Source organism: Peptoniphilus sp. KCTC 25270 (assembly GCF_021012875.1).
Taxonomy (GTDB): Bacteria; Bacillota; Clostridia; order Tissierellales; family Peptoniphilaceae; genus JAJMZJ01.
Genome location: NZ_JAJMZJ010000002.1, coordinates 173,728 through 191,786 on the forward strand (window position 1 = coordinate 173,728; position 18,059 = coordinate 191,786).

An 18,059-nucleotide genomic window follows, 5' to 3' on the forward strand; every position below is an offset into this window, starting at 1 on the left:
ATTAATAGAAGCAAAGGGGCCTATTATTGGAAGGTAAACGTTTTCTTTGCTAGGCATTAAATTTTTTGTAGAAAGGAAGAATGTATGGATTGGAAAAAGCACCATCGCGTGTTGATTGTCACCGGCCATTTTGGGAGCGGTAAGACGGAGTTTTCCATTAATCTTGGACTGCATTTGAGGGAATTGGGCGAAAATGTTTCACTTGTTGATTTAGATATCATCAACACATATTTCCGCCTAAGAGAAGAAGAGGATTTTTTGGAGAAGAAAGGAATTCACACCTATTATTCTGCCATTAAAGCAACATCTTTGGACCTTCCAGCTTTGGATCCTGCCATTGATGCAATTCTCTATGATAAAGATCGTCGAGTAATTCTCGACGTGGGGGGAAATCCTTCAGGCGCAAGAGCTTTAGCTCGATATCAACCTTCCCTAGAGGAAACCGGTTACGAACAACTTTTCGTGATCAACGCCAATCGTCCAGAGACGAAAACGGCACAGGAAGTTATCGATTTTATGGAAATGACGCAAGCTACTAGCGGAACCCAAATTACAGGGCTATTTAATACTACACATTTTCTAAAAGACACGACAGCAGAGGATGTTATTAACGGACTTGCTTTAGCGGAGGAAGTGAGTGATATTACAGGATTGCCACTTTTAGGAACCGTTTGTTTGAAGTCTTTAGAAGAGGAAGTACGTGCGGCACGTGAAGATCTATATATTTTACCTATTGATCTTTATTTCCGCGATTCTTGGATGTTATAAACAATGGTAGGTCTCCCCTACCATTGATAAATGATTAAGGAGGAAAATTATGGCAAAAGGCAGAGTAACATTTGATACCGATTACTGCAAGGGATGCGGTCTTTGTGTATCTGTATGTCCAAAAGACGTATTGGCGTTAAGAACAGACCAATTAAACAAAAAAGGGTATCGTCCAGCGTACGATAAAAACCCTGAAGACTGTATTGCATGTACAAACTGTGCAATCACTTGTCCAGATTCTGTAATTAGCGTATACCGTTTGGATTAAAGGAGAGGTTTTAAATGACTAAAGTACTTATTAAAGGAAATGAAGCTGTTGGAGCAGCAATGATCGCAGCAGGTTGTACGACATATTTTGGTTATCCAATTACTCCACAATCTGAAGTTCCAGAATATTTATCTCGTGAACTTCCAAAAGTTGGTGGAACATTCTTACAAGCAGAGTCAGAAATCGCTGCTATTAACATGTTATATGGTGCAGCAGGAGCAGGAACTCGTGTAGCTACAAGTTCTTCTTCTCCAGGGGTTGCATTAATGCAAGAAGGTATCACTTATATGGCAGGGGCTGAACTTCCTTGCTTAATTGTAAATATGATGCGTGGGGGCCCAGGTCTTGGCTCTATCCAACCATCACAAACAGATTATTTCCAATCCACTCGTGGAGGCGGAAACGGTGACTACCGTACAATCACTTTGGCACCAGCTTCTATTCAAGAAATGGTTGACTTAGTACACTTAGGATTTGACTTGGCTGATTTATATCGTAACCCTGTAATCCTTTGTGGTGACGGTATGTTAGGACAAATGATGGAACCTGTTGAGTTCAAAAACCATGAACCAATGGATCTTCCAGAAAAAACTTGGGCAGCTAACGGTACAAAAGGCGAAAGAAAACCAAATATTATCAACTCTTTATATCTTTCTCCAGAAGAATTAGAAGCTCATAACATTCATTTGATTGAAAAATTCAAAACCATTTCTGAAAAAGAAAAACGCGTTGAAGCTGTTGACACAGAAGATGCAGACATCGTATTGACTGCTTTCGGTACAACAAGCCGTATCTGTAAATCAGCTGCACACATCTTAAAAGAAAAAGGTTATAAAGTAGGTATCATCCGTCCTATCACATTATGGCCATTCCCAGATGAAGCTTACAAAGCAATTAATCCTGAATGTAAGGCTATCTTAGACGTTGAATTGAACCACGGACAAATGGTTGAAGACGTGCGTCTAGCTGTTGAAGGTAAAATTCCTGTAGAATTCTACGGCCGTTACGGTGGAATGATCCCAACAGCAGAAGAAATTGCTGAAGTAGCTCTTAAGATTTTGGAGGCATAAGATGGAAAAATTATTATATGAAAGAAGCGCAGGCTTAACTGATATGCAAACCCACTACTGCCCTGGATGTACACACGGTGTAATCCATAAGCTAGTAGCGGAATGTTTAGAAGAATTAGGCATTACAGGTAATGCTATTGGTATTGCTCCAGTAGGTTGTTCTGTACTTGCTTACAAATATTTCAACTGTGATATGTTTGAAGCAGCTCATGGTCGTGCACCAGCAGTAGCTACAGGTATCAAGCGTTCACATCCTGACAAATTTGTATTCACTTACCAAGGTGACGGCGACCTTGCTAGTATCGGTTCTGGAGAAATCGTACAAGCGGCTCACCGTGGGGAAAGAATTTCTACTATCTTCGTTAACAACGGAATCTATGGTATGACTGGTGGTCAAATGGCTCCAACTACTTTGGTTGGCCAAAAAACTGCTACTTCTCCATACGGTCGTGACGAAGAATGGTCTGGTAAACCAATTCGTATTGCTGAAATGCTAGCTACTATTGACGGTGCAAAATTCGTAGAACGTGTTGCTGTAAACACACCAGCAAACATCCGTAAAGCGAAAAAAGCCATCATGGAATGCTTCAAATTGCAATTAGAAGGCAAAGGATTTGGTATCGTAGAAGTATTATCTACATGTCCAACAAACTGGGGAGTTCCACCAGTAGAAGCACTAAAATGGTTAGACGAAAACATGATTCCATACTATCCATTGGGTAACCTTCGTAAAGGAGATGAAGAATAATGACTACACACAATATCATCGTATCAGGCTTTGGTGGACAAGGCGTTATGGGTATTGGTCAGCTTTTGACTTATGCCGGAATGTTCGATAACAAAGAAGTATCTTGGTTACCAAGTTACGGTCCAGAAATGCGTGGTGGGGCAGCAAACTGTTCTATTATCATCTCTGACGAACCAATTGGTGCACCAAATATTGCAAAAGCACAAAATGTAATCGTAATGAATGAACCATCTTTAGATAAATTTGAAGAAAACATTCAAGAAGGTGGAAGTTTATTCATCAATAGCTCTCTAATCGATCGCGACACTACTCGTACAGATGTTAATTCTTACTTACTACCAGTAAATGATTTGACTGCTGAGTACGGAAATCCACGTGCATTGAACATGATTATGGTTGGTGCATTTAACGAAGTAGCAAAAGTAGTAAGCCAAGAAAGCTTAGAAAAAGCAGTATCTGAACTTTATGGTAAGAAGAAACCAGAAATGCTTCAAATGAACTTAGATGCTATGAAATTTGGAGCAGATAAGATGAAGGAGATTATCAATGGCTAATCCAATGACAAACGAAGTTCAAGCTTTACGTCAAGCAATGTTAAATGAAATTGAAGGCGCTGAATTTTATCGCCTAGCAGCAGATAAATTTGCTCCATCTTCTACAAAAGATGCTTTCATCGAATTAGCAGCTCAAGAAGAAGCACATGCTGAATATTTGAAAGATCTTTCTGAAAAATTAATGGGTTCTACTGAAATTGATTTTGATGTAGAAGCATTAAAAAATGAAGTACCATCTCCTGGTATTTTCAACTGGGATCGCGTAGACGAAGATATGGTACGTTTGGCCGTAACTGTTTTCTCTGTAGGTATGAACATGGAAAAAGATTCTATCGCATTCTACGAAGAAGCAAAAGCCAACTCTAAATCAGAAAAAGCAAACCAATTGTTTGATATTCTTATTAAATGGGAAGGAGCTCATTTACACGAATTGAAAAAACAATACGATATCTACCAACAAGAATGGTGGAATCTACAAAACTTTGCACCATATTAAAATCCAATAAAAAAGCGTCGCAATTGCGACGCTTTTTTTGTTTATAACAGAGTTTGCAAAATTGGAAGTTCCCATTCGAGTGGACTATGAAACCACGGAAAAATAGGATAAACTTATTCCCATTTTAGAAAATCTAAGCGGTTGGTAGGAAAATTTTGCCAAGCAAAAACAAGAAAAAAGCACAGTCAAATAGGCTGTGCTTTTTATCTTATTGGTCCTTCTAAACATTTTTTGTAGAGAGCGTCCATAAGAAAGGCCCCTAAAGGCGCTGTAATTAAAATGGCCACAACCGCTACAGATAAAATAATTTTACCGCAACTTAGCCCCATAGAAAGAGCCACCCCGCCAATTGCCGCCTGAACGGTGGCCTTTGGTAAATAAGAGGCCACAACAAAAAGCCTCTCCTTTCCATTCAAATGAGTCCCCACAGTGGCCAAAAATACGCCCCAAGAGCGAATCAATAAAGGCAAAAGCACCATGAAAACAACCGCCCAACCACCTGCTAGGGTGTAACGAATATCGACCGCAGCCCCCACAAGTACAAAAAGAACAACTTCTGCCCCAATCCAAAGTTTGCCCATTTTCTCCGATAACCTTTGAGAAACACTTTCCTCCATCTTCCCCTTTAATACGGCCGCCATAACCAAAACCCCAATGAAACTGGAAAACGGAATTTTATTTTCTAGCATCGTTTCTAAAGCCACCAAGAAAAAGGAAAAAGCCAATAGAAGAAAAATCTTAGAAGAATTTCGAAGAAGTTCCCCTCTTCGATACCTCCATTCAAAATAGACGAAAAGACCCCATCCAAAAAGAACGCCAGCCAATGCCCCCAACCCAATGGAAATGGGAATCGACAAAAAAGAACGAAGAGAAAGACTTCCTCCCTGAACCATCCCTAAAAACGAAGTAAATAGAACAATTACATAAACATCATCACAAGAGGCCCCTGACAAAATCATCTGAGGAATTCCCTTCTTTGTCCCATAGCCTAAATCCATTAAAGAAACCATACGAGGCACGACCACAGCTGGAGAAACGGCTCCTAAAACGGCCCCCATTAATAAAGCCTCCGTTGGAGAAATCCCCAAAAGTTTCGGAGCCAAGAAATAATATCCCAAAATTTCAAAGGTCGCCGGCAAAAAAGACAAAAGAATCGCCGGTCTTCCCACCTGTTTCAAATCCTTTACATCCAGAGAAAGCCCCGCCTTTAATAAAATTACAAGCAAAGCAATTTTTCTTAAATCGGGAGAAAGATCCAAAAGGCCTTGATCCAAAAGATTCAAACCAAAAGGTCCCAAAACAATTCCCCCAAGAAGCATCCCTATTATTCTTGGCAACCTTAAAAGATTCAAGATGCGAGCAAAGGAAAATCCAATTACAATCAATAAAAACAAAGAAAGATACATACAACCCCCTAAAAACACAAAAAAAAGCTGATAACTCCTACAAAACGTAGAAGTCATCAGCCAAAAGGCAGTTTCGGAAAACCGTGGGAGAACCTCATTCCCATTCCTCGTTTATTATAAAACAGAACAAAATTCTTAGCAAGATAAGAGAAGAGAAAAATCTTCCAAAAATTCAAAATCGGTTGTCATAAAAGAAACAAAGGAGTATCCTATAATAAAGGAGATCGATTCCCATATTAACCTAAACGATTGGAGGAAATCATGAAAAAATTTATTACCCTAAGTATAATACTGACTTTTCTGCTGGCGATTGCAACTCCTGCTAATGCCCAAGCTTAAACTAGAGTTTGGATGGACGGCTACTATATTGACCATAGTTGTCCCGTTTTACAAGAAAAAGGAAAAATCTATGTTCCCATGGATAAATTAGCAGAATATTATGGATTAAGTTATGGATACGGAGAAAATAAAAAACTACTCGTTATTTTTGAGCCAGATCAAACCAATACAGGAAATAGCATTGCTTTATTCCAGGGAATCAATTTCAGCGAAGATGAAAGCGAAGAAATTTATATTCGATATAAAGAAGCACCAAAATATAAAGGCAATCACATGTATCTTCTTTTAGAAGATGCCAACCGCCTTTTCGGAATTCCTGGAAAATTTGATGAAAAAAATAACGTCCTTTCTCTATCTCGAGATTATAAACCAGGAATAAAATCCGCTCCATTGAATATTGTGGTAAATGGAAAAAAGGCTCCTGACTCATTTCATCCTTTCATAACCAATAATCGTACTATGGTCCCCGTTCGTTTTGTAACAGAAGCAATGGGCGGAATCGTTGAATGGAATGAATTTTTAACAGACGGAATGCAAGGAATTACTATTTTCCGAAATCAAGAGGAACTTCCTCTAACCATTTATCTAAACAAAAGAGGGGCGAATATCTCAGAAGGTACTTACCAAAGCGATACTTTCCCCGTTCTTAGAGATGAGACTACTTATGTCCCTCTACGGTTTATCGCCGACTTTCTTTCCTTAGATGTAAGTTGGAATCAATCCACTCGTACTGTCACACTAAAAAAATCTGATTATGGAGAGAATTTCAACCAATATTTTAACAACGAAATGTTTGATCGGCTACAAAAAATCGACTTTAATAATATGCCTGAAGGAACTCTTTCTGATATCTTTAACTAAAAGAAACCCCCAATCCTTTTGGATTGGGGGTTTTTATGGTGGAGATGGCGGGGGTCGAACCCGCGTCCGAAAACTCTTTCACCACAGCTTCTCCAAGCTCAGTTTATTTTTAAGATTCCCATCAAAGTCCCAAATAAACAAAAGAGACTGATCAGGTAGCTTCATAGATTCCGTCCTTAGATCAAAGCTTTTCTAAGTGCGTTTCCCCACTAATTTGACACTTCCCTAAGGCGTGGGCCTCTTAGTTCCGTGAGTAGCGTATCTTACGCTGCTAGAGCTAATTCGTTATCGTTAGCATTTATTGTTTTTGGCCTGTTTTACGTCGCCTTGCCAACGACGGCTTGCTACTATGGTTTCCAAATCCCCGTCGAAGCCAATTTCATCCCCGTGAATTTGCTTTTCTAGTATATCCTATTGGATATCTATTTGTCAATTTACCCATTTTTCTGATTTTTTATGCGAGAAACTCTTCTCTCCCCTTTACATTCTTCTTTTTTTCTTCTAAACTATTTTTGAGGTGAATTATGAAAAAGATATTCATGCGACCAAAAAATCGCCAAGAACGAGTAGAAAGAGCCGTTGCCCAGATGAAACTTCTCTGTGTGTTTCTTTTGATTGCTGCCATTGGCTTTTTCTTTGCCGATGGGTATACCCCTTACCGCCGTTTTCAATTTATTGGAACCTTTTTATTCATAGCAGTCCTTGTTTGGCGTTACGCAAAAGTAGAAAAAATCGAACATTTTTCTTTCTTTGACCGAGATCAAGGGGATGGAATGTTTTAAGCACGAGAAAAATCTCGTGCTTTTTTTATTCTTCAAAGGCATCCACTAAGTCGATTCCTTTGGTATAAAGTTTGTAATAAAATCCTTCTTTTTCCATTAATTCTTTGTGATTTCCTTCTTCTATAATTCCATCTTCCTTCGTCATAACCAAAATCTTATCGGCATTTTCTACGGTAGAAAGACGATGAGCAATGGTGATGGTTGTCCTTCCTTGGGTTAATTTTTCCAAAGACTTTTGAATAATGGCTTCGGATTCGTTATCCAAAGCACTGGTTGCTTCATCCAAAATCAAAATTGGTGGATTTTTTAGGAATACTCGTGCAATAGAAATTCTCTGTTTTTGCCCTCCAGAAAGTTTCACGCCTTTTTCCCCAACGTAGGTTTTGAATCCGTCTTCTAAATTTATAATGAAATTATAGGCATTGGCCAATTTCGCCGCTTCGATTACCTCTTCCTCTGTGGCGTCTGGTTTTCCGTAACGAATGTTTTCCATTATGTTGGCACTAAATAAATAGACGTCTTGTTGCACCATTCCTATATGGTTTCGCAAACTTTCTAAGGTTAATTCTCGAATATTTTGTCCGTCAATTGTAATCGATCCAGCATCCAAATCATAAAAGCGAGGAATTAAATTGCAAATGGTTGTTTTCCCTGCTCCCGATGGACCTACCAAAGCAATGTTTTCTCCTGGCTGAATTTTTAGATTAAAATCTTCCAAAACGGTTTCTTTGCCGTTTTCATAGGAAAAATAAGCATGATCAAAGACAATTTCTCCCTTTACATTTTCCAAAATTTTAGGATTTTCGATTTCTTTGATTTCTGACTGTGTAGCCATAATTTCTTGGAAACGCTCAATGCCTGTCATTCCCTTTTGGAAAGTTTCTGTAAAATCAATAATTCTTCGAACGGTAGTAAGCATAGTGGTTACATACATAATATAGGCCACCATATCTCCAGGAAGAATTTTTCCTGCCATCATAAAGTATCCGCCGCCAATAATAACGATTAAATACATAATTCCATCGAATACTTTTGTGATGGTATTAAAACCTGCCATGGATCGATAAAAATCTTTTTTTATAAATAAGAATTTATCATTTTCCTTGTTGAAACGTTTCTCTTCCATTTCTTCATTGGCAAAGGATTTGGTTACGCGAATCCCGGCAAGACTATCCTCTATGGTCGCGTTCAAATCCCCCATATGAGCTCTTTGGTTTCTTTGGGCTCGTAACATGCGTTGGCGGAATCCATTGGCTGCTAGGGCCATTATAGGCACCATAGCATAGAGTACAAGGGTTAAAGGGAGGTTAATAGAAGCCAAAATAAAAAAGGTAGCTACAAATTTCAACGCTCCTATAAAATATTCTTCGGGACAATGATGGGCAAATTCTGTAATGTCGAACAAATCGTTGGTAATTCGACTCATAATTTGGCCGACTTTTGTGTCGTTATAAAAACTTGCGCTTAAAGTTTGTAAATGAGAATACACCGCCCGGCGCATATCCCGTTCAATAGACGCTCCCATAATATGTCCAATACTTGTCATATAATAGGATGCAATAACTTCAACAATTTTAATTACCAAAAACAAAATGGCACTTTTTGTAATGACATTGTAGGTAATCAGAGATAAATCTTGCGTCCCTAAATTGGTAATATGACGCAAAATCATTGGCAATACAATTTCCGAAACCGTAGTTAAACCGGCACAAAGCAAATCTGTAAACAAGATGCCGTAATAGGGCTTAAAATACGGTTTTACGTATCCAATTTTTTGTTTTAAGTCCATAGCTCTCCTTTCTTATCCAATCCACATTGGAATTATATAGACACGCAGAAAATAAATAAATAGCAAATGACCTGGATAAAAAGCGTAGAAAAAATATTTTGGTAAATTCCCTCTTTTCCCATTGTAAAAATAAAGAAGAGGAAGAGACAAATAGACAACGCCATACATAGGGGCTTCAAATAAAAATCCAAAGATTCCCATGGCCATCGTTCGAATTCGGTCGCTATTCACCAAATAGAAAAGCAACATTGCTATAATTCCATTGGCACCATAATCCACTTGGGCGACAACTGCCAAAGTAGCCGTTCCCAAAAAAATAAATCCTTGAAAAATAATTTCTTTCATTCCCGTCTGATGTTCACGTACCCACTCTATCAGAAAAATCATAAGAGAGCCTAAGGCCAATGTAAAAAATACGTTTTGATGGTTCCAGTTGAGGGTTCCAAACAATCCATAATCAAAAGGAATTTCTGAAATCAAACCAAATAAAAACAAACGGAGAATCATTTTTTTATTGTCCTTGGTTAATAAAGTTCCTTGAACAATAAAAAAGCAATAGATTGGAAAAGCAATTCTTCCCAGCAAAGTCATAATTGCTCCTAGCTGCGCCCCCATTTCCATGGCCCAGAATTGTTGAAATCCTACATAGCCTATCCCACCAAGGGCATACAAAGTATGGCTTTGAGAAATATGGTCCAAAAGCATAAAGATACAGGCCAAAACTTTTAAGGTACTCCCAGATAGGCCTCCTTCCCTCTTCCAGTTCTGCAATAAATTTTCTTTTTCATAAGAGGTCCAAATACCACTATTTTCCATCCATTTCCTCCATGTCCAATTCATTATGGTAATCCAAATCGAAAGTTACAATTAGCTGATATTCTGGATGTTCTAATGCTACTACGCGATTTAATTCTTCAATGATTTCTCTTTCTGTCTTTTCATATTCCAAAGGCACCAAAATATCAAAAATAACATTGATTCCTTGGTATCTTTCCACAATTCGAAAATCGTGGAAACCTAATTTTTTGTCTATAGAAGCCAACTTTTTCTCAATATAATTTCGCACTTCCATGGTCTTTGGATCATTGACCTGAATCGGATCCATGTGGATGGTTGCATTGACTCCATATTGATGCTCTAATTCCCGCTCAATATGATCAATGATTTCGTGAAGTTCAATAATGTCTTCTTCCGCATTCACCTCTACATGAACCGTTAAAAATTTCTTAGAAGGCCCATAATCATGAACCATTAAATCATGAATTCCCAAAACGCCTTCAAAAGAAGAAATGAACTCTTTCACTTCTCGAACCTTTTCGCTATCAGGTCCTTCCCCTAAAATTTGATCCATGGTTGTCTTCAAAATGTCCCATCCACTCTTAAAAATAACCACGGTCACAAGAAGCCCTACAAATCCATCTATATTTATGGAAAATATCAACAATACAATCATGGATAACAAAACGCCAGATGTTGCAATCACATCGTTTCTTGCATCCATTCCCGTGGCATAAATTAACTCAGAGGAAACTCTTTTTCCTAAGTTTGTGTTGTATTTGTAAAGGCCAAATTTTACTATAATGGACAAAATCAAAACGACAAAAGTCCAAATACTCGTAGAAATCTCTTTCGGATGTAAGATGGAATCCACGCTCTCTCGCAAAAGAGAAATTCCTGCCCAAAAAATAATGATTCCCACTGCAATAGATGCCAAATATTCAATTCGAGCATGACCAAAAGGGTGTTCTTTATCTGCTGGTTTTTCTGAAATTTTAAAACTTACCAAAGAAACTATAGAAGAAAGCATATCCGTTAAGTTGTTGATTCCATCCGCCGTAATGGATACCGCACCAGTGATGGTACCAATGGCGATTTTTGAAGTCGATAGAAACCCATTGGCCAACAAACCAATGCTCGCTGATTTTTGTCCCATTTTTTGTCGCTGTTCTTTATTATCAATAATTGTATTTTCCCCAAAATCCTCTTTCAACCCGATCCTCCTCTCTCCTATAATTCCATATCGTAATTCTATATTATATCATACAAAAAGGATTTTTTGCCCTTTTCCATCTTAGGATTTATTTTGAAAATTAGAAATTTTACAAATCATTTTTTGTACTATCTATTCTTTTTCACAAAAAGAGGATATAATAACTAGGAGGTGATATTATGGCTCTTACGCTAAAAAAATTATTACAACTTCAACACTTTCAAGAATTTAAGTGTATTGCTGGCCACAATGGAATGGATCGCATTATTACATCTACAGGAATTTTAGACTACGAACCCATTTTGGATCCAGATATGGACTATGAGGAAGTATTTAATCCAAATTGTTTTGTCTTATCGAGTCTTTTGTTTGCAAGAAACAACCCTGATTCCATTTTGCCTACAATTATTGAATTAAATAAGTCCCATATTTCAGCCTTCGCTTTCAAAGATATTTTATTTGATCAACTGCCTCAAGAGGTTATTGATTATGCAAACATTCAAAATTTCCCTATTTTTCAGTTCTCTGACACGTGGTTTGAAAATATCATTTTCTCTATTATGGATGCCGTTCAATCAGAAAATGATGAAATTTTGACGGAGGGTACCATTAAAGATTTGATTCAAATGAAATTACCTCCCAGTCAGGTTCATTCTCTAGCGGCAAATCTATCTATTAATTATCATCAATATTTGACTTGTTTTTATATTGAAATGAAAGGGGAAAAATCTAGTTATCAAGCAGAAAACACCTTGAAAAGTGCCCATCAAAACAAAGAATTACAACAAAAAGTTTTGGTCGCAAAATATAAAAAAGGATTCTTTTTATTGATTACGGGAGATTCCAAAGACCAAAAAGAATATTGCGATGCTTTTTTCAACCTTCTTCCTTTTACAAAGGAACAGTTGGCTGAAATTGCCATCGTCTCTCAAAGTGAAATTCTTCCTGCCAAAGGCTCTTTAAGCAATGTGATTCAGCAAAGTTATCATGGATACATTGGCGCAAAAGTGTTGGAAAAAACCTTCTGTCTTTACGACGAATTGGGGACCTTAAAGTTCTTAATTCCCCTTCATAAATCTCATGAAATGGACGAATACTATCGAAAAAATATGCATCTTCTTCGTCAAGAACGAGATCTATTCGATACGGCTCAGCATTTTATTTCTGAAAGAGGAAATATTAACAAAACCGCTGAAGCCTGTTTTTGCCATCCTAACACAATTCGCTACCGCTTAAAGCGAATCAAACAACTTCTCTCCCTTCCCCAAGATGGAGAGCACGAATTGTACGAAGAATTATCCACTATCTTAAAACTGTATAAGCTTTACCATGTAGAAAAATAATCTCTAGAAAATTCTAGAGATTTTTTTGTTGACAAATTTCTCTTTTTGTATTATTGTAATGTTGTATTAAGTTAGTAATACAGTTAGGAGGTAATTATGGAATTCAATGGAAACCAACCCATATACCTGCAACTGCTAGAAGAATTTTATCGTTTGCTTACATCGGACGAATGGAAACCAGGAGAAAAAATCCCTTCCGTTCGCCAGCTCGCCAGCATTTATGGCGTCAACCCAAATACGATTCAAAAGGCATTGCAGGAATTAGAACGAGAAAATTTAGCCATTTCAGACCGAACAAGAGGTCGATTTATCACGGAGGACGTTGCTTTGATTGAAAATTTAAGAGAAAGATCCTTCTTGGAAATTTGCGATCAGCTAATCCAAGTAGCGGAAGACTTAAAAATGAAACCCGAAACAGCTTTGCGTTTTATTGAAAGCCGTTGGAATAAAAAAGAGGAGGAAAACCATGGTTGATATTCTTTGTAAAAATCTTTCCATCTCCTATGGAGAAGTCCATGCCTTAAATGGCTTAGATTTTCAACACAATGGCGGTGGAATCATCGGTTTGCTTGGAGTCAATGGATCCGGAAAAACGACTTTATTGCGAATTTTAGCAGGACTAGAAATGAACTATTCTGGGGAAGTTTCCCTTAACGGAATTCGTCCTTCTTACAAAACCAAAGGTTTTGTTTCCTACCAGCCTGATCATATTCCTTTCGGGAAAAATTATCGCATTTCCGAAATATTAAAAATTTACGGAAATTTCTTTGAAGATTTTGATCGAAGAAAATGTTCCAATGTTTTGGTAAATCTTGGATTAAAAGAAAGTATGCATCTAAGGGAAATGAGCAAAGGGATGCAAGATAAGCTTATGATTGCCCTTAGTCTATGTAGAAATTCGGAGCTTTATTTATTGGACGAACCCATTAGTGGCGTAGATGTATCGGCGCGAAAAGAAATTCGAGAAATCATTTTAGATATCTACAACCCAGAATCTCTTGTTCTGATTTCCACCCATATGATTCGTACCATCGAACCACTTTTGGATCGAGCGATTTTAATGGAACAGGGAAAAATCCTTATGAACGACGAAATCGACGTTCTTCGCTCTAAGTTCAATAGAGATTTAGAAGGTACTTTTGAGGAGGTTTACAAATGAAATCTTTAATTTATATGCAATTTCGAGAAGTAAGAAATGTTTTGCTTTCTCTCATTCTCGCCTCTATTTTTTTCACCATCTTAGGAATATTTACTGGACCTGCTTTGGGAATCCCTCTCACTTTTTTATTGGTTGGAGCCAGTATAATCTACACCCTTACAAAAATTCATAAAATGTTTTTTGGAGAATACGCAAGTTTCTATTCTGCCCTACCTATTTCTCCCAAAAAAGTATTAGGAAGCCAATTTCTATTCTTTCTACTTTTCTTCCTAATTTTAATCTTATTGATTCTTTTTTCTATAGGAGCAACTCTCTTCATTTTCCTAGAATCTCAACCACAGGATGCATGGTCTTCCTTTACAATGGAACTTCAGAGATTTCTCTCATCCCTACAATCCCTACCCCCTCGTTTCTACTTGATGCTGGTATTGCTTTCTATCATTGGTATCATCCATGATATTTTTTCCATTCTCTTTGCCATGCATGTAGGCAGCGAAAAAAATTGGAGAAGACTCGGATTCGGTGGCCCAATTCTTGTATTCACTCTTCTTTCCATTGCTGAATCCATTGTAGAAGGAATTTTGGCGAATTTCTCTTTTGCCAATCTTCCAATTGGTGATGTAAATTCCTCCTTCCCTGAAGTTTGGAACCTACATTTTGAATCATTATCTCTCGCTGTTCTTGCTTTTTCTGTTGTTGTGACGGTCTTTTTGGTCGTACGAACCTATCATAGTGTTAAGAAAAAACTTTCTGTCTATTAAAAAAAAGAGCAATATTAGGATTGCTCTTTTTCCTTGGTACGAATGGCTCGAAGATCCATTTTTAGTTTTGTAATTTTTTGTCCCTGCATTTCATTTACCGTAAACAAGATACCATGGGATCTTGCCACCTCCCCTTGAACGGGAATGCGATCTAACAATTCAATCACATAGCCCCCAATGGAATCGGCTTTTTCGCTTACCAAATTCAATTGGAACGCTTCGTTTACTTCGTCAATACGCAACTCTGGATCTAGTAGGAATACATTTTGATTCAACAAAATCATTTCTCTTGAATCAAAATCAAATTCATCATCAATGTTTCCGACCAACTCCTCTAAGATATCTTCCATGGTAATAATCCCAGACGTTCCTGCGTATTCATCGACAACAACGGCAATGGAAAGGCTTCGGGCCTTTAATTCTCTAAAAATACGGTCTGCTACAGCAGATTCTCCAATGAAATAAGGTTCTCTTAACATTTCTCGAATGTTTAGAGTCTCCCCATTGGCGAGTTGCTGCACAACATCTTTCATATAGAGAATCCCAATAATGTGGTCGATATTTTCTTCATACACTGGAACACGACTGTAACGGTTGGAAGCCAAAAGTTCCAAAACTTCCTCTGTATCGCTGTCAATATCCAATGCCACAACAGAAGTTCTTGGACGCATCATATCTGAAGCGGTTGCTGAGGAAAAATCGAAAACATTGTCGATATATTCTCTCTCTGTTCGTTGCAATACTCCCTCTTCCTCTCCCACTTCAATCATGGTCTTCAACTCTTCTTCCGTAATAGCTGGAGTTTCTTGAGCATTTCGGAACAACAAGTTGGTCACTGCATTGGTAAGAGCACTCAATAGAAATACAAAAGGTTTTAGAACTTTTGAAATGAAAGAGATTCCTGGTGCTACCCGCTTCCCTACATTTTCCGGTTGTCTTTGGGCGATGGTCTTTGGTAAAACCTCTCCAAAAATCAAAACCACAATGGTCATAACAATGGTCGCAATAAGCGGCCCACTATTGCCAAATAGTAGAGTAAACAATACCGTTGCTAAGGAAGAGCTGGCGATGTTTACAATGTTATTTCCGATCAATATGGAAGAAATTAACTCTTGTGGTTTTTCCAACAAACGCAAAACCAATCGAGAGCCTTTGTCTCCTTCTTGTGCCGATTGGCGCAGGCGGATTTGGTTGCTGCTCATTAAGGCCGTTTCCGATGAAGAGAAAAAAGCCGATCCAGCGATTAAGCACACGATGGATACGATGTATACAATTATGTTACTATCCATTCTAATTAAACTCCTTTTGATTGAATAATTCTTGTTTATTTACGTCAATAGTAAAAATGTAGCGGTCTTCTTTGGGATAAATTTCTTTTACCCGTAAATTCAAACCTATCACTTCCGATATTTTTTGAAAATCTAGGTGGATTTGATTTGGATTGGTCGAAAGAGTTAAATAGTCATAAGAGTCCACCGACTGGCTCATAATCTGCAAAGCCAGAGAATCGGGTAGATTCAAAGCTCCTAAAGAAATATCGGAAATTTCTATTAAAAGATTTCCTCCTTGGTCAACTTTAGGATTTCCTACAATCGAAAGATGGCTATTTAGACCTTGAAAAGAAACGGGAATGAAAATTTGAAATTTTTCTCCCACAATCATTTCAATGGGAACGCCTTGTTTTTCCATTACCTGTTGAATCAATCCTTCCAGCTCCTGACCATTCATAGGAATGGCAATGGAGAGATTTTTCTCTTCCATTTGTGCCTCTGTTTGCTCCTGGAAAACTTGTTTAACGGGAGATAAACTTAGGTATATAATAACTGAAATTGCAAGTATATTTAAGCAGAGCAAAATAAGGAATGCTTTTTTCCAAAAGCTTTGCATTGTACGCCCCTTTCCTTTGGGTTCTACCCAAAAAAATTTGTTACCTTTATCATACTATATAGGAGGAAAAAAATGTTAGAAAAAATGAATATGAAACGGTGGATTGCCGTAGGAGTTGCCATTTTAATTCTTGGTCTTTCCGCAATTTCCACCAAAATCAGCACAATGGTAAACCAAGAAGAACGCATGAAACAAATCGAATCGATGTTTGCCAATAGTTTTGATCCCAACGCTCTACAAGAGCAAGTTATTACACCGGGAGACCATAGCAATCGAATCGCTGTCTTAAAAGTAGATGGAACCATTATGGACACGCCCGCTTCCGCTTTCCAAAGCGTTACTTACAATCATCAAAATCTTTTGGCGTCCTTTGATCGAATTGCAGAAGATCCTACGATAAAAGGGGTTATTCTAGAAGTAGATTCTCCTGGCGGTGGCGTTTATGAAAGTGCTGAAATTCATAAAAAAATCGAAGAATTAAAAGCCAATACAGACATTCCTATTTGGACTTCTATGGGAAGTATGGCTGCTAGTGGCGGCTATTATATTTCCGCTCCTACAGATAAAATCTATGCCACACCAGAAACATTAACTGGATCCATTGGAGTTATTATGTCTGGATACAATCTTACTGGTCTTATGGAAAAATTAGGCGTACAAGATCAAACCATAAAATCTGGCCCAAATAAAGACATTATGTCCTCTTCTCGTCCTATGACAGAAGAAGAGCGAAACATTATGCAAGGTCTTATTAACAATATGTATGGCCGATTTGTAAATATCGTTGCTACAGGAAGAAACCTCGATGAGGCAACAGTTCGAACCATCGCTGATGGTCGTATCTATGATGGCGTACAAGCCAAGGAGAACGGATTGGTTGACGAACTTGGTTACTTTGATGATGTTGTAGCAGATTTTAGCCAAGAAATCGCCGTAGAAAATCCAGAAGTATTTGAATACACAGGCTCCGGATTCTCTGGATTAAGTGGACTATTTTCTAAGGCGAGTGGAAAAAGCGAATTAAACGCCTTAGCTTCTCTCTTTGCTGAATCCTTAGACACAGCTCCTCGTGCTATGTATCTCTACGGAGGTGAATAATATGAAGGAACATTTTGACCCTTTCAAAAAAACATCCTCAAAAGAAAAAGATCCTTTTCTAAAAAGAGAAGAGAAAGAATCCCTAAAAGCCGAAAGGGAAGTAGAAGAAAAACAAGGGCAAGAACAACTTCTAGAAGAGGAACAGAAAAAAGTTTTTGAAAACATTCAAAGAGAAGAAAATCATTCTTCTCAAAACAACTCTTACCATTCTTCCTATTTTATTCCAAAAAAAGAAGCCATTTCTGCCTTTGTTGCCGCGGGATTTTGGATCCGTTTTGTAGCCTATATTATTGATATTATCGTGGCAGCAGGATTCGCCAGTATCTTCGCCTCTCCTATAATTGCTCTTATGGGATGGCCACAGGGAATCCTCCCAGGCCTCATTAAGGGATTTTTCTACCTACTCTATTTTATCCTTTCCACAAAGTTTACCAATGGACAAACTCTTGGAAAGATGATTACAGGAATTCGTACCATTCATCCAAAGGAAGAAAATCTTTCTTGGACAACGGTTATTTTACGAGAAGGCTGCTGTCGATTGATTCAAAGAACCATTCCTTTATTGTATCTAATCGTTCCTTTTACTCCAAGAAAACAATCCATCGCAGATATGCTTTGCGATACCTATGTAGTAAAAGAAGAGCTTTACGCAATGGAAAAACGCAAACCTCATATTTTCCGAGAAGCCTTGCAAGAGCTTTCTTAAATAAAACTCACCCTAGCTTTTAAGCACAAAAAAA

At 37.9% G+C, this 18,059-nt stretch carries 20 protein-coding genes, 1 other RNA gene and 1 riboswitch; of the genes, 14 read left to right on the forward strand and 7 right to left on the reverse strand.

Going from position 1 to position 18,059, the window contains the following annotated elements:
* The first annotated feature begins 84 nt into the window (after positions 1–84).
* From LQU94_RS04695 to LQU94_RS04720, 6 genes are read left to right on the forward strand one after another with little or no spacing between them, the layout of a single operon-like run.
* Positions 85–768 carry an ATP-binding protein gene (locus tag LQU94_RS04695; protein WP_230696535.1) on the forward strand — a complete coding sequence of 228 codons (684 nt, stop codon included), beginning with the start codon at positions 85–87 and terminating at the stop codon, positions 766–768.
* A 49-nt stretch (positions 769–817) separates the two neighbouring features.
* The gene (locus LQU94_RS04700; protein ID WP_230696536.1) at positions 818–1,036 is read left to right on the forward strand and encodes a ferredoxin family protein; all 219 of its coding nucleotides are present in this window, start codon (positions 818–820) and stop codon (positions 1,034–1,036) included.
* A gap of 14 nt (positions 1,037–1,050) precedes the next feature.
* Positions 1,051–2,106, forward strand: a complete 1,056-nt coding sequence (locus LQU94_RS04705; protein WP_230696537.1) for a 3-methyl-2-oxobutanoate dehydrogenase subunit VorB — start codon at positions 1,051–1,053, stop codon at positions 2,104–2,106.
* A 1-nt stretch (position 2,107) separates the two neighbouring features.
* Positions 2,108–2,854, forward strand: coding sequence for a thiamine pyrophosphate-dependent enzyme (locus LQU94_RS04710; RefSeq protein WP_230696538.1), 747 nt, complete (start codon positions 2,108–2,110; stop codon positions 2,852–2,854).
* A complete protein-coding gene (locus LQU94_RS04715; protein WP_230696539.1) occupies positions 2,854–3,408 on the forward strand; it encodes a 2-oxoacid:acceptor oxidoreductase family protein in 555 nt (184 codons plus the stop codon). Before LQU94_RS04710 ends, LQU94_RS04715 begins: the two co-directional genes overlap by 1 nt.
* Positions 3,401–3,904 carry a ferritin family protein gene (locus tag LQU94_RS04720; protein ID WP_230696540.1) on the forward strand — a complete coding sequence of 168 codons (504 nt, stop codon included), beginning with the start codon at positions 3,401–3,403 and terminating at the stop codon, positions 3,902–3,904. The genes LQU94_RS04715 and LQU94_RS04720 overlap by 8 nt, the downstream gene beginning before the upstream one ends.
* Positions 3,905–4,107: 203 nt before the next feature.
* Here LQU94_RS04720 and LQU94_RS04725 read toward each other — a convergent pair whose 3' ends face one another.
* On the reverse strand, positions 4,108–5,310 hold the full coding sequence (locus LQU94_RS04725) for a sodium:proton antiporter (protein WP_230696541.1): 1,203 nt from the start codon (positions 5,308–5,310) through the stop codon (positions 4,108–4,110).
* 40 nt (positions 5,311–5,350) lie between these two features.
* Positions 5,351–5,421, reverse strand: a riboswitch (Fluoride riboswitch).
* A 240-nt stretch (positions 5,422–5,661) separates the two neighbouring features.
* On the opposite strand from LQU94_RS04725, the gene LQU94_RS04730 reads away from it, so the two are divergent.
* Positions 5,662–6,510, forward strand: coding sequence for a copper amine oxidase N-terminal domain-containing protein (locus LQU94_RS04730; RefSeq protein WP_230696542.1), 849 nt, complete (start codon positions 5,662–5,664; stop codon positions 6,508–6,510).
* Positions 6,511–6,546: 36 nt separating this feature from the next.
* On the opposite strand, the gene ssrA is transcribed toward LQU94_RS04730, so the two are convergent.
* Positions 6,547–6,897, reverse strand: a transfer-messenger RNA (tmRNA) gene (gene ssrA / locus LQU94_RS04735).
* 137 nt (positions 6,898–7,034) lie between these two features.
* On the opposite strand from ssrA, the gene LQU94_RS04740 reads away from it, so the two are divergent.
* Complete coding sequence (locus LQU94_RS04740) at positions 7,035–7,292, forward strand: hypothetical protein (RefSeq protein ID WP_230696543.1); 258 nt, start codon at positions 7,035–7,037, stop codon at positions 7,290–7,292.
* 25 nt (positions 7,293–7,317) lie between these two features.
* Here the strand turns inward: LQU94_RS04740 and LQU94_RS04745 are convergent, their stop codons facing one another.
* The 3 genes from LQU94_RS04745 to LQU94_RS04755 are packed head-to-tail and all read right to left on the reverse strand — an operon-like array spanning position 7,318 to position 11,071.
* Positions 7,318–9,081 carry an ABC transporter ATP-binding protein gene (locus LQU94_RS04745; protein WP_230696544.1) on the reverse strand — a complete coding sequence of 588 codons (1,764 nt, stop codon included), beginning with the start codon at positions 9,079–9,081 and terminating at the stop codon, positions 7,318–7,320.
* Between the two features lie 12 nt (positions 9,082–9,093).
* The gene (locus tag LQU94_RS04750; protein ID WP_230696545.1) at positions 9,094–9,897 is read right to left on the reverse strand and encodes a TraX family protein; all 804 of its coding nucleotides are present in this window, start codon (positions 9,895–9,897) and stop codon (positions 9,094–9,096) included.
* Positions 9,887–11,071 (reverse strand): cation diffusion facilitator family transporter, encoded by a 1,185-nt coding sequence (locus LQU94_RS04755; RefSeq protein ID WP_230696546.1) that lies wholly within the window; start codon positions 11,069–11,071, stop codon positions 9,887–9,889. The genes LQU94_RS04750 and LQU94_RS04755 overlap by 11 nt, the downstream gene beginning before the upstream one ends.
* A 179-nt stretch (positions 11,072–11,250) precedes the next feature.
* Here LQU94_RS04755 and LQU94_RS04760 point away from each other — a divergent pair, with 179 nt between their 5' ends.
* From LQU94_RS04760 to LQU94_RS04775, 4 genes are all read left to right on the forward strand, one after another.
* Positions 11,251–12,414 carry a PucR family transcriptional regulator gene (locus tag LQU94_RS04760; protein WP_230696547.1) on the forward strand — a complete coding sequence of 388 codons (1,164 nt, stop codon included), beginning with the start codon at positions 11,251–11,253 and terminating at the stop codon, positions 12,412–12,414.
* Positions 12,415–12,510: 96 nt separating this feature from the next.
* Positions 12,511–12,888, forward strand: a complete 378-nt coding sequence (locus LQU94_RS04765; RefSeq protein ID WP_230696548.1) for a GntR family transcriptional regulator — start codon at positions 12,511–12,513, stop codon at positions 12,886–12,888.
* Positions 12,881–13,573, forward strand: a complete 693-nt coding sequence (locus LQU94_RS04770; protein ID WP_230696549.1) for an ABC transporter ATP-binding protein — start codon at positions 12,881–12,883, stop codon at positions 13,571–13,573. Before LQU94_RS04765 ends, LQU94_RS04770 begins: the two co-directional genes overlap by 8 nt.
* Positions 13,570–14,334: a hypothetical protein gene (locus LQU94_RS04775; RefSeq protein WP_230696550.1), complete on the forward strand. Its 765-nt coding sequence runs from the start codon at positions 13,570–13,572 to the stop codon at positions 14,332–14,334. The genes LQU94_RS04770 and LQU94_RS04775 overlap by 4 nt, the downstream gene beginning before the upstream one ends.
* Positions 14,335–14,348: 14 nt before the next feature.
* Here the strand turns inward: LQU94_RS04775 and LQU94_RS04780 are convergent, their stop codons facing one another.
* Both LQU94_RS04780 and LQU94_RS04785 read right to left on the reverse strand, forming a co-directional pair.
* Positions 14,349–15,623 carry a hemolysin family protein gene (locus tag LQU94_RS04780; RefSeq protein WP_230696551.1) on the reverse strand — a complete coding sequence of 425 codons (1,275 nt, stop codon included), beginning with the start codon at positions 15,621–15,623 and terminating at the stop codon, positions 14,349–14,351.
* 1 nt (position 15,624) lies between these two features.
* Positions 15,625–16,221 (reverse strand): DUF2140 family protein, encoded by a 597-nt coding sequence (locus tag LQU94_RS04785; protein ID WP_230696552.1) that lies wholly within the window; start codon positions 16,219–16,221, stop codon positions 15,625–15,627.
* 72 nt (positions 16,222–16,293) lie between these two features.
* Here LQU94_RS04785 and sppA point away from each other — a divergent pair, with 72 nt between their 5' ends.
* Together sppA and LQU94_RS04795 are read left to right on the forward strand one after the other, a co-directional pair.
* The gene (gene sppA, locus LQU94_RS04790; RefSeq protein WP_230696553.1) at positions 16,294–17,319 is read left to right on the forward strand and encodes a signal peptide peptidase SppA; all 1,026 of its coding nucleotides are present in this window, start codon (positions 16,294–16,296) and stop codon (positions 17,317–17,319) included.
* 1 nt (position 17,320) lies between these two features.
* Positions 17,321–18,025, forward strand: a complete 705-nt coding sequence (locus tag LQU94_RS04795; RefSeq protein WP_230696554.1) for an RDD family protein — start codon at positions 17,321–17,323, stop codon at positions 18,023–18,025.
* The last annotated feature ends 34 nt before the right edge of the window (positions 18,026–18,059 follow it).